This window comes from Burkholderia sp. Tr-20355 (assembly GCF_017104685.1).
Taxonomy (GTDB): Bacteria; Pseudomonadota; Gammaproteobacteria; order Burkholderiales; family Burkholderiaceae; genus Burkholderia; species Burkholderia seminalis.
Map to the genome: position 1 here is coordinate 1 of NZ_JAAGPK010000029.1, position 23,104 is coordinate 23,104.

The 23,104-nt window shown below is 67.2% G+C and carries 20 protein-coding genes and 2 pseudogenes; 10 read left to right on the plus strand and 12 right to left on the minus strand.

Annotation, left to right across the window (positions count from 1 at the left end; all coding sequences use genetic code 11):
- From G3N62_RS35930 to gspG, 7 genes and pseudogenes are all read right to left on the minus strand, one after another.
- Nucleotides 1–128: pseudogene (locus G3N62_RS35930) on the minus strand (GGDEF domain-containing protein); the annotation flags it as partial.
- 66 nt (nt 129–194) lie between these two features.
- Nucleotides 195–557, minus strand: a pseudogene (gene gspL / locus G3N62_RS10450) (type II secretion system protein GspL); the annotation flags it as partial.
- Nucleotides 558–583: 26 nt separating this feature from the next.
- Nucleotides 584–1,729, minus strand: coding sequence for a type II secretion system minor pseudopilin GspK (gene gspK / locus G3N62_RS10455; RefSeq protein ID WP_226104012.1), 1,146 nt, complete (start codon nt 1,727–1,729; stop codon nt 584–586).
- Nucleotides 1,726–2,415 (minus strand): prepilin-type N-terminal cleavage/methylation domain-containing protein, encoded by a 690-nt coding sequence (locus G3N62_RS10460; protein ID WP_124670662.1) that lies wholly within the window; start codon nt 2,413–2,415, stop codon nt 1,726–1,728. The genes gspK and G3N62_RS10460 overlap by 4 nt, the downstream gene beginning before the upstream one ends.
- On the minus strand, nt 2,393–2,794 hold the full coding sequence (gspI, locus tag G3N62_RS10465; RefSeq protein ID WP_034188256.1) for a type II secretion system minor pseudopilin GspI: 402 nt from the start codon (nt 2,792–2,794) through the stop codon (nt 2,393–2,395). Before gspI ends, G3N62_RS10460 begins: the two co-directional genes overlap by 23 nt.
- A gap of 2 nt (nt 2,795–2,796) precedes the next feature.
- Nucleotides 2,797–3,366, minus strand: coding sequence for a GspH/FimT family pseudopilin (locus G3N62_RS10470; protein ID WP_034188201.1), 570 nt, complete (start codon nt 3,364–3,366; stop codon nt 2,797–2,799).
- Between the two features lie 39 nt (nt 3,367–3,405).
- The gene (gene gspG / locus G3N62_RS10475) at nt 3,406–3,858 is read right to left on the minus strand and encodes a type II secretion system major pseudopilin GspG (protein ID WP_034188200.1); all 453 of its coding nucleotides are present in this window, start codon (nt 3,856–3,858) and stop codon (nt 3,406–3,408) included.
- Between the two features lie 174 nt (nt 3,859–4,032).
- On the opposite strand from gspG, the gene G3N62_RS10480 reads away from it, so the two are divergent.
- The gene (locus tag G3N62_RS10480; protein ID WP_034188199.1) at nt 4,033–4,443 is read left to right on the plus strand and encodes a type II secretion system protein N; all 411 of its coding nucleotides are present in this window, start codon (nt 4,033–4,035) and stop codon (nt 4,441–4,443) included.
- A gap of 31 nt (nt 4,444–4,474) precedes the next feature.
- Here G3N62_RS10480 and gspF read toward each other — a convergent pair whose 3' ends face one another.
- From gspF to gspD, 3 genes are read right to left on the minus strand one after another with little or no spacing between them, the layout of a single operon-like run.
- Complete coding sequence (gene gspF / locus G3N62_RS10485) at nt 4,475–5,692, minus strand: type II secretion system inner membrane protein GspF (RefSeq protein WP_034188198.1); 1,218 nt, start codon at nt 5,690–5,692, stop codon at nt 4,475–4,477.
- 4 nt (nt 5,693–5,696) lie between these two features.
- Nucleotides 5,697–7,196 carry a type II secretion system ATPase GspE gene (gspE, locus tag G3N62_RS10490; RefSeq protein ID WP_034188197.1) on the minus strand — a complete coding sequence of 500 codons (1,500 nt, stop codon included), beginning with the start codon at nt 7,194–7,196 and terminating at the stop codon, nt 5,697–5,699.
- Complete coding sequence (gene gspD, locus G3N62_RS10495) at nt 7,193–9,532, minus strand: type II secretion system secretin GspD (RefSeq protein ID WP_034188196.1); 2,340 nt, start codon at nt 9,530–9,532, stop codon at nt 7,193–7,195. Before gspD ends, gspE begins: the two co-directional genes overlap by 4 nt.
- A 366-nt stretch (nt 9,533–9,898) precedes the next feature.
- Between gspD and G3N62_RS10500 the strand changes: the two genes are divergently transcribed.
- Together G3N62_RS10500 and G3N62_RS10505 are read left to right on the plus strand one after the other, a co-directional pair.
- A complete protein-coding gene (locus tag G3N62_RS10500) occupies nt 9,899–10,351 on the plus strand; it encodes a lytic transglycosylase domain-containing protein (RefSeq protein WP_034188195.1) in 453 nt (150 codons plus the stop codon).
- Nucleotides 10,352–10,510: 159 nt separating this feature from the next.
- A complete protein-coding gene (locus G3N62_RS10505) occupies nt 10,511–11,824 on the plus strand; it encodes a GTP-binding protein (protein ID WP_069705889.1) in 1,314 nt (437 codons plus the stop codon).
- Nucleotides 11,825–11,954: 130 nt separating this feature from the next.
- Here the strand turns inward: G3N62_RS10505 and G3N62_RS10510 are convergent, their stop codons facing one another.
- Entirely contained in the window at nt 11,955–12,233 is a 279-nt protein-coding gene (locus G3N62_RS10510; RefSeq protein ID WP_006401505.1) for an HU family DNA-binding protein, read from the minus strand.
- A 388-nt stretch (nt 12,234–12,621) separates the two neighbouring features.
- Here G3N62_RS10510 and mnmC point away from each other — a divergent pair, with 388 nt between their 5' ends.
- The 7 genes from mnmC to G3N62_RS10545 all read left to right on the plus strand — a co-directional run bounded on the left by mnmC (nt 12,622) and on the right by G3N62_RS10545 (nt 21,484).
- Nucleotides 12,622–14,547, plus strand: a complete 1,926-nt coding sequence (gene mnmC / locus G3N62_RS10515) for a bifunctional tRNA (5-methylaminomethyl-2-thiouridine)(34)-methyltransferase MnmD/FAD-dependent 5-carboxymethylaminomethyl-2-thiouridine(34) oxidoreductase MnmC (protein ID WP_124670661.1) — start codon at nt 12,622–12,624, stop codon at nt 14,545–14,547.
- 671 nt (nt 14,548–15,218) lie between these two features.
- A complete protein-coding gene (locus G3N62_RS10520) occupies nt 15,219–16,433 on the plus strand; it encodes a cation:proton antiporter (RefSeq protein WP_034188193.1) in 1,215 nt (404 codons plus the stop codon).
- 14 nt (nt 16,434–16,447) lie between these two features.
- Nucleotides 16,448–17,563 carry a YbdK family carboxylate-amine ligase gene (locus tag G3N62_RS10525; RefSeq protein WP_034188192.1) on the plus strand — a complete coding sequence of 372 codons (1,116 nt, stop codon included), beginning with the start codon at nt 16,448–16,450 and terminating at the stop codon, nt 17,561–17,563.
- A gap of 507 nt (nt 17,564–18,070) precedes the next feature.
- Entirely contained in the window at nt 18,071–18,709 is a 639-nt protein-coding gene (locus tag G3N62_RS10530; protein ID WP_034188191.1) for a MarR family winged helix-turn-helix transcriptional regulator, read from the plus strand.
- Between the two features lie 28 nt (nt 18,710–18,737).
- Nucleotides 18,738–19,448 carry a glutamine amidotransferase gene (locus G3N62_RS10535; RefSeq protein WP_124670660.1) on the plus strand — a complete coding sequence of 237 codons (711 nt, stop codon included), beginning with the start codon at nt 18,738–18,740 and terminating at the stop codon, nt 19,446–19,448.
- Between the two features lie 213 nt (nt 19,449–19,661).
- Nucleotides 19,662–20,774 carry an NADH:flavin oxidoreductase/NADH oxidase gene (locus G3N62_RS10540; protein WP_124670659.1) on the plus strand — a complete coding sequence of 371 codons (1,113 nt, stop codon included), beginning with the start codon at nt 19,662–19,664 and terminating at the stop codon, nt 20,772–20,774.
- A 179-nt stretch (nt 20,775–20,953) separates the two neighbouring features.
- Nucleotides 20,954–21,484 (plus strand): SET domain-containing protein-lysine N-methyltransferase, encoded by a 531-nt coding sequence (locus G3N62_RS10545; RefSeq protein ID WP_034188189.1) that lies wholly within the window; start codon nt 20,954–20,956, stop codon nt 21,482–21,484.
- Nucleotides 21,485–21,558: 74 nt separating this feature from the next.
- On the opposite strand, the gene G3N62_RS10550 is transcribed toward G3N62_RS10545, so the two are convergent.
- Nucleotides 21,559–23,043, minus strand: coding sequence for a sensor histidine kinase (locus G3N62_RS10550; RefSeq protein WP_034188188.1), 1,485 nt, complete (start codon nt 23,041–23,043; stop codon nt 21,559–21,561).
- Nucleotides 23,044–23,104: the final 61 nt, after the last annotated feature.

The window sequence follows — 23,104 nt, forward strand, 5'->3', positions numbered from 1 at the left end:
ACCAGCCATGGCAGGACAATGGCTCTGGCAGCGTAGAACAATGCATGGATTCCCGTCACCGCCACAGCGACGCGTCGAGATTGAACGGCCGGCATCGCGTCACGTCGTGTCAGTTCGAGGGTTGTCACGACGTGACGCGTCGAGATTGAACGGCCGGCATCGCGTCACGTCGTGTCAGTTCGAGGGTTGTCATTGCGGAACCACGCGCGATCGACGACGGCCAGCACGCGGCGCCCGTCGGGCAGCGCGACCGGATCGAGCGCGATGTGGCAGCCGAGCGGATCCTGGATCAGCTGGTCCTCGACGATGTTGGGCAGCGCCTGGCGCAGCTTCGGCCCCTTCAGCGGCGGCACGGCCGTGGCCAGCAGCAGCACGTCGCGCGCGGCGACGATCAGCACCGTCGCGTTCGCGCGCGGCAGCAGCGCGAGCGCGGCGCGTCCGGCGCGCTGCACCTGGCCGGCCTTGTCGACGAGCGTGAACGGCAGTTCGGGCCACTGCCATTCCTGCAACGGCACGGCAGGCTCGCGCGGCGGCAAAGAAACAATCAACGTGCTCACAAGAGCTCCTCTCCCGATTGGCGTCGTTATAGCTGGTCGCGGATACGCACGACCCGCGTCGAGTGCGTGGTCGGATCACGATACACGAGCGAGGTGCGGTCGACCTCCGCCCGGTCGTGCTGGATCCGGCCATGCACGATGAAATAACTCGAATTGACGTCGACGAGGCTCGAGTCGATCGTCACGTTCGGCGCGCCGGCGCCGCGCAGCGCAAGCTGCACGTCGCCGACGTTCCGGAAAAACACGGTCTCGCGGCGCGACACGAGCGCCTGCGCGGACGACACGCTCATCCCCGGCACCAGCGACGCGATCACTTCGGCCGGCGCGGTGTTCATGTTCACCGGTGTCGTGGTCGGCAGCACGGTGACGAACGGGCGCAGCCGCGCGACCATCTCGGGCGTCACGCCGTCGACGTCGAGCAGACTGTCGACGCTCGTCATCATCAGCGGCGCCGGCCCGCGGTCGCCGCCGGCCATACCGGGATCGTCGGTGAAGCCGCCGCCGCCCTGGTCGGTCGTGACCGGCGCGGTCACGGCGTTCGCCGCGGTACCGCCGCCACCGGGCAGGTTCGGCATCTGGAAGCGCGTCGCCGAATGCAGCAGGCCCGCGCGCACCTGCAGCGCGATGCGCTTCGCGAATGCGCCGTCGTAGCCGAGCGTCGTCAGGAGGCGCTGGAAGGCCTGGAGCTGCGTGACGTTCAGTTGCAGCACGCCGGGCGCCGGCGACGACACGAGGTTGCGCAGGTTGAACTTCGCCTGCGCGTCCTCGATCGAGCCGGAGATATAGGTGTCTTCGCCGCCGCTGTCGTTGGGCGCGCCGATCCTGCCGAGGAAATCCGACAGCTTCGTCTTCGCGATCGGCACGCCCCAGATCCCGCCGAGATAGGTGATGCCGGGCGCCGTGTCGCCTTCGGAGCGCAGGATCATCCGCGTCCAGTCGAGCGCGCCGCGCGCGACCCACTGCGCCTGCGCGATCACCCGCTGGTTCTCGATGCGGCGGATCTGCACCTGCTGGCGCCACAGCATTCCCGAGACGAGGATCGCGGACAGCGCGACGACGAGCAGCGCCGTGATGATCGCCGCGCCGCGCTCGCGGCGGGCACGCGTGCGACCGGCGGCGGGGTTGCCGCGGTTGCGGAAGGGCGGACGGGAGCGGCGCGCGCGCATCGTCATTCCCCGACGAGGAAGATGCGCGTGACGGGCACGCGCAGCGACGTCGCGCCGATGCTGACCTGCAGCCCCGTCACCGCGCGCGTCGGCGGCGCGTTGCCGATCTGCGGCACCTTGAGCGCGTCGTTGTTCTGCGCGAGCGCGTCGTCGGCCGTCTGCAGGTTGGTGGTCCAGCCCACGCGCGGCACGTACAGTTTCGCGTCGATCGCGCCGACGCCGCCCATCAGCGCGACCCAGCTCCAGCCTTCGACGCTGCTGTCCTTCAGCATCGTGCGCAGCCGGTTCGCGTCGTCGATCGGCGGCGACACATAGCGCACGACGCGCCCGCCGGCGATCCGGTAGCGGACCACCTGCAGCCGCGGCGCGGCGCCCGGCACCTCGAGTTCGCGCACGATCTGCAGCGTGTTGCCGGCGACGCCGATCGCCGGCTGGCCGGCTTCGTCGTCGGTCGCGGCGAGCCGCGCGTCGATGCGCATCTGGTCGAACATCTGCGCGAACACGCGCTCGTCTTCCATCGCGGCCGCGACCTTGTCGCGGCCGCGCATGATCTGGTCGAGCCCGCGCCACGCGAGGATCGCGACCACCGCGAGGATCGCGATCGCGATCATCAGCTCGATCAGCGTGAAGCCGCGGACGCGGCGGGCGGACAGGCGGCGCATCGGCGCGTCAGAGCGGACGGCTGGTTTCATTCGCGACCACCGTCACCATCTGCGCGAGCACGCCGGATTGGCCGGGCATGCTCACCGAAATCCGGACGCGCCGGAACACCGGGTTCGGCGTCGTGCTCACACGCTGCGTGCAGACGAGCTGCACGTTGCCTTGCGAGCAGTCGAAGCTCTGCTCGCCGACCTCCGGCCATGCGTGCGTGAGCCGCAACTGCGCGAGCGCGTTGTCGGCGCTCCAGCCGGCCAGCAGCCGGCGATGCAGGTCGGACGCGTTGGTCGCCATCGTGCCGACCGCACGGATCGACGCGGCGAGCGCGACCGCGATGATCGCGAGGGCGACGAGCACCTCGATCATCGTGAAACCGCGCGATGAAGAAACGGAACAGGGCAGGCGACGACGCATCGTCATTGCACCTCGTAGCGGCCGTTGCCGGTGCCGACGATCGTCGCGCTGCCGGCGGCCGAATGCAGCGTCACGCGCACCGGCGTGTCGATGCTCTCGGTGCCGAACACGACGCGGCTCGCCTGCGTGTCGGAGCCCGGATAGTCGATCTCGGCGCCGGTGACGCCGCCGTCCCAGTCGCGCGGGCGCAGCAGGTCGTCGCGCAGCGTGCGCCAGCCGTCGGGCGAACTCACGTCGAAACGGAAACCGTGCTCGGTCGGCTGCCACGCGATCGGCCGCGCGCGCACCTGCGCTTCGTCGCCGGCCGTCTCGAACAGCAGCGCGACGCGCTGCGCTTCTTCACGCAGGTCGGTGCGCGGATTGCGCGTCAGCGACAGCGACGCGAGCGACACCAGCAGCCCCGCGATCACCAGCACGACCAGCATTTCGAGCAGCGTGAAGCCGCGCGTGCGACGACGCGGCGCGCGGCGGTTCACCGGCCCGCCGTGGGCACGCGCCGGTACGGCCGACACCGCGCCGCGACGCGCACGGCGATCGCGACCGCAGCGGGAGGTCGTGCGAATGGCGGGCATGAAGAACGGGAGTGAAACGCCGGGCCGATCAGTGCCGGCTTATTGCCACGAACCGATGTCGGTATCGTTGCCTTCGCCGCCTTCCTTGCCGTCGGCGCCGTAGCTGAACACGTCGATCTCGCCGTGCACGCCCGGGTTCAGGTACTTGTAGCCGTTGCCCCACGGGTCGTTCGGCAGACGCTCCAGGTAGCCGCCGTCCTTCCAGTTGTTCGGGATCGGATCGGTGGTCGGCTTCTGGATCAGCGAGTTCAGGCCCTGCTCCTGGGTCGGATAACGGCCGTTGTCGAGCCGGTACAGCTTGAGCGCCTGCATGATCGTGCCGATGTCCTGCTTCGCGGCGATGCGGCGGGCCTCGTCCGGGCGGCTCATGATCTTCGGCACGATCAGCGCCGCCAGGATCCCGAGGATCGCGACCACCACCATGATCTCGATCAGCGTGAAACCGCGCTGACGACGCACGGCCGCGTTGCGGCGAGTGATCCACGTTTGCATGACTGACTACCTCTTCCAAAAAATGTCGTCGATTGAGTGACGCACCCCGCGCACCGGACGATTGCCTGACAGCAAGCTTCCGGTCCCGCGGGCGCGGAGCACGCATTGTAAGGCGCGCATCGTCGAGGGCTTTCACCCAACGCAAATTTCATATACATCCGTACAATAGCGCGCATGAACGCGCTCTCGATCCGGATCCTTTCCCTCGCCCTCTTCGCGGGTTTGTGCGCGACGGCCACCTACTGGGTCGTCACGCTGTCGGCCCGCGAAGCGCCGCTGCCCGCCGCCGCCGCGCGGCTGCCGATCCGCACCGAGGACGCCGCGGCGCTCTTCGGCGGCCAGCTCGACAAGAATCCCGTCCAGGACATCCACCTGTTCGGCATTCTCGCGCTCGACCATGGCGGTGCCGCGATCGTCGGCGTCGGCGGCGAACCGCCGCGCGCCGTGTCGCTCGGCGCGGACGTCACGCCCGGCGCGAAGCTCGCCGAGGTCCGCCCGCGCTCGATCATCGTCGACCGCAACGGCGCCCGCGCCGAAATCCAGCTCCCGGCGAACACGCCGTCCCCCGCGATCTACATGCGCTGAACGGCGACGGCCTGACCGTCAGGCCGCCACGTCACTGCACCATGTTGTTCAGCTCGATGATCGGCAGCATCACCGCCAGCACGATCACGAGCACGATGCCGCCCATCGCCAGGATCAGGAGCGGCTCCAGCAGGCTCGTCAGGAACATCGTGCGGCGTTCGAGCTCGCGCGCCTCGCCTTCGGCCGCGCGATCCAGCATCGTCGTCACGTCGCCCGTCGCTTCGCCGGAGCGGATCAGGTGCACGAGCACCGGCGGAAACGTCTTCACGTTGTTCAGCGCCCGCGACAGCGCGGAGCCCTCGCGCACGCGCACGATCGCATCGTCGATGTTCGCGCGCATCGCGCGGTTCGACAGCGTCTCGCCGGCCGCCTGCAGCGCGCGCAGGATCGGCACGCCGGCCGCGGTGAGAATGCCGAGCGTGCTCGCGAAGCGCACCGTGTTGTAGCCGCGCACGAGCTTGCCCGCGAGCGGTGCGGTCAGCACCCAGCGGTCGAACGCGAGCCTCGGCCCGTCGCGCGACAGCGTCGCCTTCACGAACCACACAACCAGCACGACAGCGATCAGGATTGCCCACCACCAGTGCCGCACGAAATCCGACAGCGCCATCATCACGACCGTGAGGATCGGCAGTTGCTGTTTCGTGCTCGCGAACACGTTGACGACCTGCGGGACGACGTAACTCAGCAGGAACGTGACGATGCCGAACGCGATCAGCGTGACGATCCCCGGATAGGTGAAGGCCAGCAGGATCTTCTGCTTCAGCGCGTTGCTCTGCTCGATGTAGTCGGCCAGACGCGACAGCACGATGCCGAGCTTGCCGGTGTGTTCGCCGGCCGCGACGAGCGCGCGATAGATTTCCGGAAAATCGCGCGGGTGCTGGCCCAGCGCATTGGCGAGCGAATGGCCGCCGAGCACCTCGGCGCGGATCGCGGCCATCAGTTCGCGGATGTAGTCGCGCTCGGCCTGCTCGGTCAGCACGCCGAGCGCCTCGTCGAGCGGCAGCCCGGCGATCAGCAGGCTCGCGAGCTGGCGCGTGAGGATCGCCTGTTCGCGCTGCGACAGCTTGCGGCCGAACGCGAGCCGCTGCGAACGCGCCCCGCGCGTCGCGCTGGCGGCCGGCTCGACGACGAGCGGGGTGAGCCCCTGCGTGCGCAGCTGGCCGCGCGCGGCACGTGCGCTGTCGGCGTCGATGACGCCTTTCTGCGCACGTCCCGCCGCATCGATTGCTTCGAAACGGAATGCCGGCATCGCGCTATGCGCCTCCCGTCACGCGCAGCACTTCCTCGAGCGACGTCGCGCCTGACGCGAGCCAGCGCTCGGCGTCGTCGCGCAGCGTGCGCATTCCTTCCGCGCGGCCGGCGGCGAGAATCTCGGCATCGGCCGCGTTGCGATGGATCAGCGAGCGGATCGATTCGTCGACCAGCAGCAGTTCGTATACGCCGCGCCGGCCCGCGTAACCCGAATGCCCGCACTTGTCGCAGCCGACCGGATGCCACACGGTGCGGCCGTCCTCGTGCCGCTCTTCCTTGCAGACGGGGCAGAGCTGGCGCACGAGACGCTGCGCGAGCACGCCGAGCAGCGACGACGCGAGCAGGTAGGGCTCGACGCCCATGTCGGTCAGGCGCGTGACGGCGGACGCCGCATCGTTCGTGTGCAGCGTCGCGAGCACCAGGTGGCCCGTCAGCGATGCCTGCACCGCGATCTGCGCGGTTTCGAGGTCGCGGATTTCGCCGATCATGATCACGTCCGGGTCCTGGCGCAGGATCGAGCGCAGCGCACGGGCAAAGGTCATCCCGATCCGCTCGTTCACCTGCGTCTGGCCGATGCCGCCGAGGTCGTATTCGATCGGGTCCTCGACGGTCATGATGTTGGTCGTCGCGGTTTCGAGCCGCGACATCGACGCATACAGCGTGGTCGTCTTGCCCGAGCCGGTCGGACCCGTGACGAGCACGATGCCGTGCGGGCGGGCGATCAGCTTGTCGAACTGCACGAGCGTGTCGCGGCCCATCCCGAGTGCCTCGAGGTTCAGGCGCTGCGCATCCTTTTCCAGCAGACGCAGCACCGCGCGCTCGCCGTGCCCGGTCGGCAGCGTCGACACGCGCACGTCGACCGGCCGGCCGCCGACGCGCAGCGTGATGCGGCCGTCCTGCGGCAGGCGTTTCTCCGCGATGTCGAGCTGCGCCATGATCTTGATCCGCGAGATCAGCGCGCCGTGCAGCGCCTTCTTCGGACGGACGACGTCGCGCAGCGTGCCGTCGACGCGAAAGCGCACGACCGACGCATTCTCGAACGGCTCGATGTGGATGTCCGACGCCTGTTCGCGCGCCGCTTGCGTGAGCAGCGCGTTGATCATCCGGATGATCGGCGCGTCGTCTTCCGACTCGAGCAGATCCTCCACTTCGGGGATGTCCTGCATCAGCCGCGACAGGTCGACTTCGCCTTCGACCTCGCCGACCACCTGCGCGGCGCTGCCGTCCTGGCGCGCGTACGCCTGGTTGATCGCCTGCGCGAGCTCGTCGGCCGGCACGTGGTGCACGGCAATCGAGCCGAAGTTGCGCGCGATCTCCGCGAGCGCGGCATCGCTCGTGCGTTCGCTGATCCACACCTCGAGCGTGTCGTCGAGCTGGTGCGCGATCAGCACCTGGCCGCTCTTCGCGAAGCCGTACGGCAACAACCGCGCGGCAAGCGGCGACGGCGGCTGGCGTTCGCCCGGCGCGCCGTCGTGGGCGGAAGACGCGAGCACGTCGCTCACTGCGAGGCTCCCGGCGTGGCGGTCAGCGGCTGTTGTGGCACGGCCTGCTGCGGCACGCTCTGCGGCTGCGCGGGCGTCGCCTCGGGCAACGGCTGGGCCGGCACCGGCACCACCTGGCGCTGTACCTGCTGGCGACGCATCTTGTCGAGATCGAACAGGTTGCCCGCGGCCGTGCCGCCCTGGCTCGGGCCGATCGGCATCGGCGGGACGACCGGATCGTCCTTGTCGCGGATCACGTTGTTGTCCGACTTGTACGCGCCCGTCACGCCCTGGATGTAGTCGTAACGATTGGCCGTGACTTCCTGCGCGGTGCTGCGATCGGAAATGATGACCGGGCGCAGGAACACCATCAGGTTGGTTTTCGCGCGCACCTTCGATTCGGAACGGAACAGCTGGCCGATCCACGGGATGTCGCCGAGCAGCGGCACCTTGCTGTTCGACACCTGGTAGTTGTCCTGCATCAAGCCGCCGAGCACGATGATCTCGCCGTTGTCGGCCAGGATCGTCGACTGGATCGAGCGTTTCGTGAAGGTCGGGCCGGTCTGCGCGCTGGTCGTGCCGGCGACGACCGCCGAATCCTCGGTATAGAGCTGCAGCTTCAGGATCCCGCCGTCGGTGATCTGCGGCTTCACGTGCAGCGTCAGGCCGACGTCGCGGCGGTCGTACGTATTGAACGCATTGCTCGTCGTGCCGCTCGTCAGGTTCGAATACGAACCCGTCGCGATCGGCACGTTCTGGCCGACGACGATCTTCGCTTCCTCGTTGTCGAGCGTGATCAGGTTCGGCGTCGACAGCACGTTCGCGTCGCTCACGCCCGCGAAATACTGCAGCAGCGCGCCGAGCCCCTGCACGCCGAACATGTTGTGCAGCCAGCCGATGTTGAGCCCTTGGGACAACTGCCCGAGATTGGAGGCCAGGCCGCCGCCGGTGATCCCGCCGGCGGCGTTGGTCAAACCGCCGGCCGTCAGGTTGACGATGCTGTTGCCCAGGCCCAGCCCGGGGTTCAGGTTCGTGCCGCCGAGAAACTGGCCGCTCGCCACCTGCCACTGGATGCCGAGGTTGCCCTGCGTCGTCGAGTTCAGCTCGACGATCAGCGCTTCGATGTAGACCTGCGCACGCCGCGCGTCGAGCTGGTCGATCACCGAGCGCAGGTTGCGGTAAACCGGATCGGACGCGGTGATGATCAGCGAGTTGGTCGCCGCGTCGGCCTGGATCATCCCGCCCGGCTGGTTGTCGTCGCCCTTGTCCTTGTCGCCGCCGAGCAGGCCGCCCGTGCCGAGACCGCCGCCGCCGGACGAGCCGCCGTACGACGAGGACGAAGACGAACCGCCGAGGCCGCCCGACGGCAGCGGCGGGGTGCCGGACGTGCCGGTCGAGAAGTTGCCGCTCGACGACGAGCCGCCGTTCTGGTTGAAGCTGTTCGCGTCGTTGGACGAAGCGGACGAGCCGCTGTCGTTGCCGCCCTTGCCGAGCATCCCGCGCAGCGTCTTCGCGAGCTTCACCGCATCGGCGTTGCGCAGCGGCACGACGTGCATGTTGCCGGGCACCGCGCTCGGCGCGTCGAGCTGCTGCACGAGGCGCTTCGCGGCCGCGAGGCGCGAGGCGTTCGACGCACGCAGCAGCAATGCATTGGTCCGCGGGTCGGCCGTGACCGACACCTTCAGCGTGGCGTCGCTGTTGCCGATCGCGCCCGGATCGAGCATTTTCTGCAGCTGCGCGGCGAGGTCGATCGCGTTCGCGTTGCGCAGCGGCACGACCTGCACCTGCGCGCCCGCGGCGCTGTCGATGCCGGAGATGATCTGCGCGATGCGGCGCACGTTGTCCGCATAGTCGGTCACGACGATCGTGTTGTTCGCCGGGTAGGCCGTCACCGTGTTGTTCGGCGAGATCAGCGGGCGCAGCACGGGCAGCAGGTTGTTCGCCGATTCGTTGTGCAGTTCGAACACCTGCGTGATCACCTGGTCGCCGCGGGCCTGCGGCACATTGCCGACATAGGTCGGCACGCCCTGCAGCTTCGCGTCGGCTTCCGGCACGACCTTCAGCACGCCGTGATCCTGCACGAGCGCGAAGCCCTGCATGCGCAGCGCCGACTGCAGCGTCTTCAGCGCCTGGTCTTCCGGTACCGGCCGTTCGGCCACGAGGTTGAGCTGCCCCTTCACGCGGGGGTCGACGATGATGGTCTTGCCGGTCGCGGCGCCGATCGCTTTCGCGACCTGGTCGATATCCGCATTCACGAAATTGAGCGTGACCTGAGCGTAGGCGGCCTGCGAGACGATGATGCCGGCGACGAGGAGGGTCGTGGCAATGCGCCGCATAACGAAGCGATTTCTTGTCATGGATGAATGGGTCGATGCCGGCTCAGGCCACTTCCGGCGGTAGTGCTGGGATCCAAGTCCGAAAGAGGCGACATTAGCAGTTTTTCATGTCCGAAATATCACATTGATCCGAGGACTGTCTCACATACGACAGGGATCCGGCGAATCGTATGCAATATGTAAGGATGGGGCGGCCCGCCGCATGCCGGCCATCGCCCCCGATTCGCGACGAACCGACACGAAAATGCGGTATAACCGGGCTGCCGTATTCCTGCATGTCGCAATCTGACGGTCTGCCGGTATGATACGGTCGGCGCGTTTCTCGTCGCACTAATAACAGGCACGGGTTTTCCCGACCTTCGCGCAATTCCTTTTCGTTTTCGCACGATGAACAGACGACGGTTCGCTTCGATCGCGTTGATCGCCGCTGGCGCGTGGTTCGCCAGCGCAAACGCTCGTGCGGATTGTTTCGACGAAGCGGCCAGATACCAGCAGGTCAATCCGCTGATCCTGCGCGCGATCGCGTGGCAGGAATCGCGCAACCGCCCCGGCGCGCTGAACAAGAATACGAACGGTTCGGTCGACTACGGCCTGATGCAGATCAATTCGATTCACCTGCCCGCGCTGTCGCGCTACGGCATCGGCCGCGACACGCTGATGGAACCGTGCAAGAACGTCTACATCGCCGCGTGGCATCTGAAGCAGAAGATGAACCGTTACGGCAACACGTGGCAGGCCGTCGGCGCCTATCATTCGGAAACCCCGTCGCTGCGCGACAAGTATGCGCGGCAGATCGCCGGCATCCTGTCGCAGTGGAAGCTGCTGCCGCCCGTGCAATGACGTGGCGCCGCGTCGCGGCCCGACCCGGTGCCGGCCGGCCGGCGCCCGTTTGATGCACAATGCGGATCTCGCGCCGCAACTTCGCCCGTCCGCGGGCCGATCGCGCCCCGGAAGGGCGCCGCGGCCGCTTTTTCATCTTTTCCGTTGGTGCATATCATCATGAATCCGGCAATGAACCAGCCGTTGCCCGTCACCGTGCTGTCCGGCTTCCTCGGCGCCGGCAAGACCACGTTGCTCAATCACGTCCTCGCGAACCGCGCGGGCCTGAAAGTCGCGGTGATCGTCAACGATCTCGCGGCGGTCAACATCGATGCGTCGCTCGTGCGCGATGCGCAGGCGCTGTCGCACGTCGAGGAACGCCTCGTCGAAATGTCGAACGGCTGCATCTGCTGCACGCTGCGCGACGACCTGCTCGTCGAAATCCGCAACCTTGCATCCGAAGGCCGCTTCGACGCGATCATGATCGAATCGACCGGTATCGCGGAGCCGATGCCGATCGCCGAAACGTTCACGTTCGTCGACGACGACGGGACGTCGCTGTCGTCGATCGCGCGGCTCGACACGCTCGTCACCGTGGTCGACGCCTACAACTTCCTGCGCGACTACGGCTCCGACGACGCGCTCGCGACGCGCGGCATCGCCGCGTCGGAAGACGACGACCGCACGCTCGTCGAGCTGCTGATCGAGCAGATCGAATTCTGCGACGTGCTGGTGATCAACAAGGCGGACCTCGTCGGCGCCGACGATCTCGCCCGCCTGCAGCACATTCTCGCGCGGCTCAATCCGCGCGCGCACCAGGTCGTGTCGACGTTCGGCAACGTGCCGCTCGACGAAGTGCTGAACACGGGCCGCTTCGATTTCGACGAAGCGGCGAACGCACCCGGCTGGCTCGCATCGCTCGATCACGATCACACGCAGTGCGACGACCCCGACTGCCATGACGCACATCATGCGCACGTGCACGGCGAAGCCGACGAATTCGGCATCGGTAATTTTGTTTACCGCGCGCGCCGGCCGTTTCACCCGGCCCGCCTCTGGGCGCTGCTGCATCAGGAGTGGCCGGGCGTGCTGCGCAGCAAGGGCTTCTTCTGGCTCGCGACGCGCAACGACATCGCCGGTTCGCTGTCGCAGGCTGGCGGCGTCTGCCGGCATGGGCCGGCCGGGCTGTGGTGGGCCGCGCAGGATCGCGCGGAATGGCCGGACGATGACGAATTGCTCGGCGAAATCCGCGCCGAATGGCTGGGCGATCTCGACGATCGCGCGGTCGGCGATCGCCGGCAGGAACTGGTGCTGATCGGCATCGCGCTCGACGCCGATGCGTGGCGCGCGAAACTCGACGCGTGCCTGCTGACCGATGCGGAGTTCGCGGTCGGCGCGGCGGGTTGGGTCGCGTTCGACGATCCGTTCCCCGCATGGGACGTCGATTCGCACGACGACGACGATCACGGCAACACGCAGATCGTGCACGACTGACCGCGTCGTAACGGCTTGTAAAAGTAACCGTTAACTTTTGCAAGAGCGGCGCGGACTGTGGCGAAAATGCCGCGCGCGCCCAACAAAAAACCCGCCGAAAGGCGGGTTTTTTGTTGGAACAGGCGCGGGTTTAACGCTTGTTGACGGCGTCCTTGAACGCCTTGCCAGCCGTGAACTTGACCGTCTTGGCTGCCGGGATCTTGATGGTTTCGCCCGTCTTCGGGTTGCGGCCCGTACGTGCTGCGCGCTTGCCCGAACCGAAGCTGCCGAAGCCGATCAGCTGAACCGCATCACCCTTCGACACGGCCTTCTTGATGACTTCGAGCAGCGTGTCCAGCGTTTCGCCGGTTTGAGCCTTGCTGGCGCCCGTTTGGGCGGCGACGGCGTCGATCAGTTCCTGTTTGTTCATTAAGGTTCCTTTATCAGGTTAGGTTGACACGAACAGCGCGAACGCGCCGATTATACGTGCGCGAACCGTGCCGTCGAGAGTCAGACTCCGACGGCACAGCGCCGAATCCTGGCCCGCGCGACGCGCCCTCCGGCTTGCCGGCGGCCACCCCGCGGTACGGCGTTGCTATGATAGCGCAGCGCAAACCCAATAACGACAAGGGTTTCAAAGATTTTCATCGGTATTTCGCCGAATGAATCGTCGATTGCCCGTTTTTTGACCTGCGCCAACCGGACAGGATACGCAGCGCGGTCCGCCCGTGCGCCGCCCCGTTGCCCTTTTCCAACGGCCGGTCGGACGGCTCCGCGCAATCCCTTGCCAGGCTTGGCTGCCACGTTTTTTGTTTCGCATGCCCGACCGACTTGTACCCGCCACGCTCGCGCCTCGCGACGACGGCACGCTCGTCTCGCCCGAGTTCGGCGAGCTCCATCGCAGTGCGTCAGGCGCGCTCGCGCATCACGCGTTCATCGCGGAAAACGGGCTGCCGGCTCGCTGGCGACAGCGTCGCACCTTCACGATCGTCGCGACGGAATTCGGCACGGGCGCCGGCTTCCTCGCGACCTGGGCCGCGTGGCGCGACGATCCGTCGCGCTGCGAGCGGCTCCATTTCGTCGCGGTCGAACCGCATCCGTTTTCGCGCGAAGACCTGCGTCGCGCGGTTTCCCATATCGTTGCGAACACAACCATATCCGCGGATGCCGATGCATTGATCGACGCATGGCCGATGCTCGTGCCCGGCCTGCACCGGCTCGAATTCGACGAAGGGCGCGTGGTGCTCACGCTCGCCTTCGGCGATACGGCCGACATGCTGAAGAAGCTGGTCGTGCGGGCCGACGCGTTCTATCTCGACGGCGCCGCGTCATCGACCGACGTGATCCGCGCGCTCGCGAAGATGGCCGGCGACGCCGCGACGTTTGCAACGCGTGCACGTTCCGACGAGATGAAGCACGCACTCGGCGAAACAGGTTTCATCTTTCGCGAAGTCGACGATCGGCTCGTCGGCGATTATGCGCCGCGCTGGCGCTCGCGCCGGCACGAACCGCCGCGCGCGCTGACGGTTGCCACGCGTCGCGCGCTGGTGATCGGCGCGGGCCTGGCCGGTTGCGCGGTCGTCGAACGCCTGGCCGCGCGCGGCTGGGACGTCACGCTGATCGAACGGCACGAACGGATCGCGAGCGAAGCATCGGGCAATCCGGCCGGCGTATTCCATCCGCTGATGACGCGCGACGACAACGTCGCGAGCCGCCTCACGCGCAGCGGCTTCCTGCACGCGATCGCACGCTGGCGCGCACTCGAACGCGCGGGTCATGCGTTCGCGCGCAGCACGCACGGCATGATTCATCTCGCCGAATCGGCCGACGACTTCGCGCGGATGCGCGACGCATTCGACGCGTTCGGCGCGCCGTCCGACTATGTGACGCTGCTCGATGCCGACGCCGCGCGTGCGCATCTGAACCTGCCGGTCGCACATGGCGGCCTGCTGTTTCCGCACGGCGGCGCCGTCTGGCCGGCCGCGCTGTGCGCGGCGCAGTACGCGGCGGCCGGCGAGCGCGTACGCCTGCTTGCCTCCAGCGGCGTCGCGCGGCTCGAGCGGCACGGCGATGCATGGCACGCGCTCGACGATACGGGTGCGACGCTCGCCGAAGCGCCCGTCGTCGTGCTCGCGAACGCGGGCGACGCCGCGCGTCTTGCCGGGCTGCAGCATGTCGCGCTGCAGCCGGTACGCGGCCAGCTCACGCTGCTGCCGCCGGGCACCGCGGCGCCGCTGCCGTGCCCGACGATCGGCGACGGATATGCGGTGCCGCTCGACGACGGCACGCTGCTGATCGGCGCCACGTTCGAGCCCGACGACGTCGATCCGGCGATGCGCGCGGCCGGCCACGTTGAAAACCTCGATCGTGTGCGGCACCTGCTGCCCGGCCTGATCGGCGAGCTGCCGGATCCCGCCACGCTGCGCGGCCGCGTCGCATTCCGCTGGGTCGTCGGGGACCGCCTGCCGCTCTTCGGCCCGCTGGCCGACGAAACGCGAGCGCTCGCGAACGCCCGCGCGCTGGGCGGTGCGCAGGCACGCGATTTGCCGCGTACGCCCGGCCTCTACGGCGCATTCGGCTTCGGCTCGCGCGGCCTCGTGTGGGCCGCGCTCGGCGCCGAACTGATCGCATCGCAACTCGAAGGCGAACCCTGGCCGCTCGAGCGCGAACTCGCCGACGCCGTCGACCCCGCACGCTTCCTGATCCGCGCACTGCGCGCACGCCGCGTCGGCTCCGCCGGCTGACCGGCACGCGAATCGCGCACAGTCTCCCGATTTTTTCGCGCAAGGTTATCCACGCCACGCTGTGGATAACCGCGCGGAATCCGCACGCACTTCGTGTGTAATCACAGTGGACGTAAACTGGGCAACTCCGCACAGCTGTGCAACGGCCCGAAAGTTGCTCAACTCAAACGACTGTGCACGAACAGCCTGTGCAACCGGTTATGGTTTCGCCAACGCCTTGATCCGTCAGCGTAAACCGAAGTTATCCACAGAACTGTGCGTCCTTTGTTAACTTCTACTACGTATATATACAAGTAAACCTTTGAAACCAAAGACCTGTGGTGCCGCACAGCGCCGCGAGTCGATTCAATCGGTTCCGGAACGAAAAAGCTGTGGCACAATCGGTTTCCTTCGCGTTCGTCCGGCCAGGCGCCGGACATGCTTCAATGGAACGGTCCGCACGATTTCGAATCTGAATCTTCGAGACTGCGCAGTCCGTTCACACATCAGGCCGACAATCCAGATCGGCAACCTGAACGACGTTCCGCCCTGTGGCGGAACAGGCGGATCCCATGTCCCGCCGTCGTCGACCACAACAATCACATTCGGGGCGATACCCAGCCGGCGCGCATCCATTTCTGACGCTTGACCCCGCGTCGCTGGCGGTTGCTTCCAAAGGAGAAGTCACCACGATGAAGTCGGCGTTCTCATTCCTGCCCAACTGGCCGCTCGCGCCGGATGCCGTGTTCTGGGCCGGGCTCGCGTTGTTCGCGGCCGGCCTGTGCGGCGAGCTGTGCTACCGCGCGTGGCGTCTGCCGCGCATCACCGGTTATGCGGTGATCGGTCTCATTGCCGGTTCGTTCGGATTCGGCGTGATCGATACCAGCACCGACGAAACGTCGCGGCTGCTGATGGATGTCGCGCTCGGCCTGCTGCTGTTCGAACTCGGCAGCCGCCTCGACCTGCGCTGGATCCGGCGCAATCCGTGGCTCGTCGCGTCGAGCCTCGCCGAAGCCACGCTGACGTTCGTGCTCGTGCTGTTCGTGATGCTCGCGCTCGGCGTGTCGGGGATGGTCGCGCTCGTGCTGTCGGCGATCGCGATCGCGACGTCGCCGTCGATGGTGATCCAGCTCAAGACCGAACTGCGCGCGGAAGGGCAGGTGTCGCAACGACTCATCACGCTCACCGCGCTCAACAGCGTGTACGCGATCGTGCTGACCAAGCTCGTGACGAGCTGGCTTCACCAGGAAGCGTACGGCAACGTGTTCGCGACGATCCTGCAACCCGTGTACCTGATCGCCGGCTCGTTCATCGTCGCGTATCTCGTCGCGCGTTCGTGCAACTACCTGTTCCGCCACATGACCGCGACGATGCGCGACGAGCATTCGTTCGTCGCGCTGTTCGGGCTCGTGATGCTCGCGATCGCGGTCGCACAGGCGTTGAAGCTGTCGACGCTGCTCACACTGCTGCTCGCCGGCATCATCGTGAAGAACCTCGAGGCGCGGCCGCAGCTGTGGCCCGAGCATTTCGGCACGGCCGGCTGGCTGCTGACGGTGGTCCTGTTCGTGCTGACGCTCACGTCGTTCACGTGGGGCGACATCGCGCTCGGCGGGCTGCTCGCGATCGTGCTGATCGTCACGCGGCTCGTCGCGAAGCTGGCCGGCGTCGTTGCGTTCGCGAAGCCGAGCGGCCTCGGAATGAAGCAGGGCATTGCGCTCGGCATCGCGCTGACGCCGATGTCCGCGCTGTCGTACCTGCTCGTCGACGACACGTACCAGCTCTACCCGAATTTCGACCCGCACCTGCGCGCGATCGTGATGTGCTCGATCGTGATCCTGCAGCTCGTGAGCCCGTTCGTCGTCTACCGCTGCCTGTCGGCGGTCGGCGAACGCAGCGACAGCAACTGATTCCGGAACCTGCCATGGCACTCGAAACCTTCGTCAATTCCGAACCGTTCACGTTCGGCGTCGAACTGGAGATCCAGGTCGTCAACACGCACAACTACGACCTGACCAAGGCGGCATCCGACCTGATGCGCCTGATCCAGGGCGAGACCTTTCCGGGCAACATCACGCCGGAAATCACCGAGAGCATGATCGAGCTGTCGACCGGCATCTGCCATTCGCACGAGCAGGCCGTCAGCGAGCTGCATGCGATCCGCGACGTGCTCGTGAAGGCGGCCGACCAGCTCAACGTCGGGTTGGCCGGCGGCGGCACGCATGCGTTCCAGCAATGGAGCGACCGGCAGATCTACGACGCGCCGCGCTTCCAGTACATCTCCGAGCTGTACGGCTATCTGGCGAAGCAGTTCACGGTGTTCGGCCAGCACGTGCACATCGGCTGTCCCGATGCGGACAGCGCGCTGTTCCTGCTGCACTCGATGTCGCGCTTCATTCCGCACTTCATCGCACTGTCCGCGTCGTCGCCGTTCGTGCAGAACGTCGACACGGGCTTCCATTCGGCACGCCTGAATTCGGTGTTCGCGTTCCCGCTGTCGGGCCGCGCGCCGTTCGTGCTGACCTGGGACAGCTTCGAGGAGTACTTCACGAAGATGGTGAACACGGGCGTCGTCAACTCGATGAAGGATTTCTACTGGGACATCCGCCCGAAGCCCGGCTTCGGCACGATCGAGGTGCGCGTGATGGACACGCCGCTGTCGGTCGACCGCGCCGCGGCGATCGCCTGCTACATCCAGACGCTCGCGCGCTACCTGCTGACCGACCGGCCGCTGAAGCTGTCGGAGGACGACTACCTCGTCTACACGTTCAACCGTTTCGAAGCGTGCCGCTTCGGGCTCGAGGGCACGTGCGTGAATCCTCAGACGGGTGAACGCCGCACGATCGCGGAAGACATCCTCGACACGCTCGACCGGATCGCGCCGCATGCGGCTGCGCTCGGCTCGCGCGCGGCGCTCGACGAGATCGGCGCGCTCGCGAAAGCCCGCGTGAACGACGCATCGTGGTTGAGAACCGTTTTCAAACAGGAAAAATCGCTGAACGAGACGGTCCGGCAGCAGTGCTTACGTTGGCGTGAGTGAAAAAATGTTTTGCAGATTGCAGGCTCGACCGCGTCGCGATTCGCTGAATGACGGTTGGCGCCATGTCCGGCCGAAATCGGTGCCGGTCGTCCTGAAAATCTGTGGATAACCTAATATTCCGCTGCAAAGTCAATGATCTGTGCGCGGGATAACCCGGTGGATCAATGCCATTCGACCGATGGCCGATCCGAACAGGAAAATGCTGGCGCGCCCCGTTGCGCGGGCGCGCGGCATTGCGGGCACAACGAAAAATTTCAGTTATCCAGTGATTTTCCACAGAATGCAGGGGATAACTTAGCTGTGCGATTTTCCGCTCTCGCTTAGAATGTCGGCTTTGCGGACACCGGAACGGCGTGTGTCATTCCGGTCGCCGCGAACGCGACCGCCGCGTGTGCCTCGTGACGGCCGTGATGACGCACTCGAGAGAGCGCGTTTGTTTTGAGATAGACATTCGATCTCCACACTACGGCCGCTCGGCAATCCGGGCGGCGGCAAAGCGAAAAGACTATGAGCGAAGGCGTTTACGGGAACCAGGCTTCGGGACGTGTGACCCACAGCCTGCTGCGGTTGAGCACGGCCATGCGGAGCCAGGCATGGGATTGGGCGGAAGGCGCTGGCCTCACGCCGACGCAGGGCGAGATTCTCGTGCTGCTGCTGCAGCGCAAGGGCCCGATGCGGCTCGGCGAGATCGCGCGCGAGACGCAGCTCACCGCGGCGACCACGAGCGATGCGGTCAGCACGCTCGAGACGAAGGGGCTCGTCGAGAAGCGCCGTGCGCTGGACGACGGCCGTGCACTGGCCGTGCGCCTGTCGGCGCGTGGCCGTACGGCCGCGAAGAAGGCGCTGCAATGGCCTGAATTCCTGACGAAAGCCGTCGGCAAGCTCGGCGCGGACGAGCAGGGCACGCTGTACCGCGCGCTGCTGAAGACGCTGCGCGAGCTGCAGGTGGCCGGTGCGACGCCGCCGCAGCGCATGTGCCTGACGTGCGCGCATTTCCAGCCGGGCAAGCTGTCGAAGAAGACCGTGCATCACTGCGCGGCGCTCGACATCTCGATGTCGGACAGCGATCTGCGTCTCGACTGCTCGGTGCAGGAAGAAGCCGACGCGGCGACGCAGAAGAAGACCTGGAAGATTTTCGCAGGCTGACGTCCGTCGATCGACCGGGAGGCCGATGATGAACGCTGAAGTCGTGGCGATCCGCCATGTGCATTTCGAGGATCTCGGGAGCTTCGAGCAGGTGCTCGGCGAACGGGGGAGGCGGGTGCGTTATGTCGACGTCGGATCGTCGCGGGTCGAGGTGCTCAACGTGCTGGAGCCGTCGCTGTTGGTCGTGCTCGGCGGGCCGATCAGCGTGTACGACGATGCGCAGTATCCGTCGATCGCGCCGCTCCTGGCGCTCGTCCGGCAGCGCATCGACGCGGGGCTGCCGATCCTCGGCATCTGCCTCGGCGCGCAGTTCATCGCGCGGGCGCTCGGCGCACGTGTCTATCCGGCCGCGCAGCACGAACTCGGCTGGGCGCCGCTGGCGCTCACCGATGCCGGCCGCGCGTCGCCGCTGCGTCACCTCGATGGCGCGGCGACGTCGATGCTCCATTGGCACGGCGATATGTTCGACCTGCCGGGCGGGGCAATCCATCTCGCGTCGACACCGGCGTGCCGCCACCAGGCATTCGCGTGGGGGCAGCACGTGCTGGCGCTGCAATGCCACCCGGAAATCCGCACCGACCGCTTCGAACCCTGGCTGATCGCGAACGCCGGTGAAATCGCGGCGACGCCCGGCATCGACGCGCGCCGGTTGCGTGCCGATACGGTGCAGCACGGCCCCGTGCTCGAAACGGCCGCGCGGCGCATGTTCGCGGAGTGGCTCGACAGCGTCGGGCTATAGCGCCGCGGGCGGCTCCGCCCGCCGCGAAGGTCTGGCCCGGCCCGCATCCGTCGCAGGCCGGCGCACTGCCGTACGCCCCGCATTTTCCGCATCGCCGGCACGCTGCTGCCGGCCGTACCTGACCATCCGCTTACTGCCGGTTGCGCCGTCTGCACGCTTCCAGCCTGCGTGCTACGCTCGTCCGCTCTTTCCCTTTCCTGGCGAGCGGCTTCCATGACTGCGCTGTTTTCTCCGTTCACGCTGCGCGGCGTGACCCTTCCGAACCGGATCGTGATCTCCCCGATGTGCCAGTACTCGGCCGAACGCGGCGAAGCGACCGACTGGCACATGATTCACCTCGGCCATCTCGCGCTGTCGGGCGCCGGGCTGCTCTGCATCGAGGCGACCGCGGTCGAACCCGACGGGCGCATCACGCACGCCGACCTCGGCCTCTGGGACGACGTGACCGAAGCCGCGCTGAAACCGGTACTGGCCGCGATCCGCAAGCATTCGCCGGTGCGCATCGCGATGCAGTTGTCGCATGCGGGACGCAAGGCGTCGAGCGCGGTGCCGTGGGAGGGCGGGCAACTGGTATCGGTCGCCGACGGCGGCTGGTTGCCGCACGGCCCGTCGGCCGTGCCGCACAAGGACGGCGAGACGCCGCCGCTCGCGCTCGATGCCGCGGGCCTGAACCGCATCCGCGAGGCCTTCGCCGCGTCGGCGAAGCGTGCGGCGCGGCTCGGCATCGACGCGATCGAAGTGCATGCGGCGCATGGCTACCTGCTGCACCAGTTTCTGTCGCCGCTCGCGAACCGGCGTACCGACGAATACGGCGGCTCGCTCGAAAACCGGATGCGTTTTCCGCTCGAGATCTTCGAGATCGTGCGTGCCGCGTTTCCGGAGGACCGGCCGGTCGGCGTACGCGTGTCCGCGACCGACTGGGTCGAAGGCGGCTGGGAGCTCGACGATACGATCGCGTTCGCCCACGCGCTGAAACAGCGCGGCTGCGACTGGATCGACGTGTCGTCCGGCGGCGTGTCGCCGCTGCAGAAGATCCCGCTGTCGCCCGGTTACCAGGTGCCGTTCGCGCAGGCGGTGAAGCGCGCGGTCGGCATGCCGACGATAGCGGTCGGCCTGATCAACGAGCCCGAGCATGCGAACCGGTTGATCGAGGCCGGCGATGCCGACCTCGTCGCGATGGCGCGCGCGATGCTGTACGACCCGCGCTGGCCGTGGCATGCGGCGGCCGAGCTCGACGCGCAGGTGACGGCGCCGCCGCAATACTGGCGTTCGCAGCCGCGCGAGCACAAGGCGTTGTTCGGCGACATCGCATTCGGCCAGCGTTGAGCGTTCCGCATGCAATATTGCGTGCGATGTTGAACGAAGCAATCGTGAACGTGTAGGATGCGGGTGATCCGCCGCATGCCCCGACGCGGCACCACCCGGTGCCGCGTTTTCGTTTGGCGCGACGCCGGGCCGCGATCGCGGCCGCTTCCATTCAAGTCGTCTTCACAAGGATTCGTTCGATGAGTTCACGCAGGATCGCGGTGCGCCGCTCGGGAGTACACGGCAAGGGCGTGTTCGCCGTGGCGCCGATCAAGGCCGGCGAGCGCGTAGTGGAATACAAGGGCGAGCGAATCTCGTGGAAGGAAGCGCTGCGCCGCCACCCGCACGACCCGAGCGAGCCGAACCATACGTTCTACTTCGCACTCGACGAAGGCGGCGTGATCGACGGCAAGATCGACGGCAACAGCGCGCGCTGGATCAACCATTCGTGCGCGCCGAACTGCGAGGCCGAGGAAGTCAAAGGGCGCGTGTTCATTCACGCGCTGCGCGACATCGGGCCGGAAGAGGAGCTGTTCTACGACTACGGCCTCGTGATCGATGCGAAGCTGACGAAGAAGCTCAAGCGCGAATACGCGTGCCACTGCGGCGCGGTGTCATGTCGCGGCACGCTGCTCGCGACGTCGGACGAAGGCGGGAAGAAGAAAAAGAAGAAGGACAGGAAGGACGGCAAGTCCGAGTCGAAGCCGAAGGACAAGAAGAGCAAGAAGTAAGACAGGCGGCGGCGTACCTTGCGCCGCCGCTGTCGTTCGGGCCCCGGGGCGGCGGGTCGCTCGCCGCGAATCGCTCAGTGCGTCGAGGCCGCCGCCGGCGTTTCGCTGGCCGGCTTCTCCGGATGCGCGGCGAGCGGCACCCTCACCACGAAGCGCGAACCGCCGTCGGGCGCATCCTCGTACGACACGGTGCCGCCATGCATCGCGATGATGTCGTGCACGATCGCGAGCCCGAGCCCGGCACCCGTCTCGACGCCGTTACCGCTTTGCGCGTCGCCGCGGAAGAAGCGCTTGAACAGGTCGGCCTGCTGGTTCGCGGGCACGCCGGGGCCGTTGTCTTCCACGACGATCTCGGCGGCCGGCTGGCCGTCCTCGAGCGCGCTGCGCGCGACGTTCACCGTGATCCGCGCACCGTCCGGCCGGGCAAGCGGCACGTATTTCAGCGCATTGTCGAGCAGGTTCGCGATCACCTCGCGCAGCAGCACGGGGTTGCCGCGCACGGTCAGCTTCTCGTCGTCGTCCGCGCCGTCGGCGCGCTGGAAACCGAGATCGACGTGCGACGCGAGGGCACGCGGCACCCATTCGGCACCCGTCTCGAACGCCATCGCCGCGAGGTCGACATCGACGAAGCGTGCGGCCTGCTCACCCGGTTCCGCGCGGGCAAGCGACAGCAACTGGTTGGACAGCCGCACCGCACGGTCGGCGGCCGCACGCAGTTCGCGTACCGCCGCATAGGTCTGATGCGGATCGCGCGCGACGGCGGCCTGTTCCGCATGCAGTTTCACGGCCGTGAGCGGCGTGCGCAACTGGTGCGCGGCGTCGGCGATGAACTTGCGCTGCGCGTCCAGCGCGGTCTTCAGGCGGCCAAGCAGCGCGTTCATCGCGCTCGTCAGCGGCCGGATCTCCAGCGGCACCTCGGTTTCGTCGACCGGTTCCAGCGACGTGTGGGTCTGCCGGTTCAGCGAATCGGCGAGATGCGTGAGCGGGCCCAACTGCTGGTTCACGACGCGCCACACGATGCCCCAGCCCGCGAGCAGCAGCAGCAACAGGGGCATCATGATCGCGACGAGGAATTCGGCCGCGATCCGGTAGCGGTGCCGCACCGGCTGCGCGACTTCGACGACCATCGGCTTGCCGCCCTCGACGTTGTCGACACGCACCTGCGCGACGCGCACCGCGCGGTTGTCGTACTCCGCCTCGAACACGTACGCGTGATGCATGCGGCGCACGTTGATGCCCTGCAGCGGCAGTTTCGGATCGCCGGCGAGTTCCTGCTCGCCGTCGCTGATCCGGTAGATCAGCGCTTCGGCGGGATCGGAGAACATCGCCTGCGCGAGCGGCGGCACCGTGAACGGCGCGTCGGGGCCGGCGATCTGGATCTGTTTGGAGATGGCGGTGGCGAGATCGGCGAGCGAGCGGTCGATCACATGCTGCGTGTACTGCCACGCGAGCCAGTAGGCGATCAGGCCGCTCATCAGCGCGAGCATCGACAGCGGGGCGGCGAGGCGCCGGAGCAGCGAACGGCGCAGGCTGGTGGTCACAGCCGGATCAGGAGACATTTCGACGGGCAAATGGATAAGCGCCGCTCACGGGGAGCGGCGCGGTCGTACGCCGGGCGGC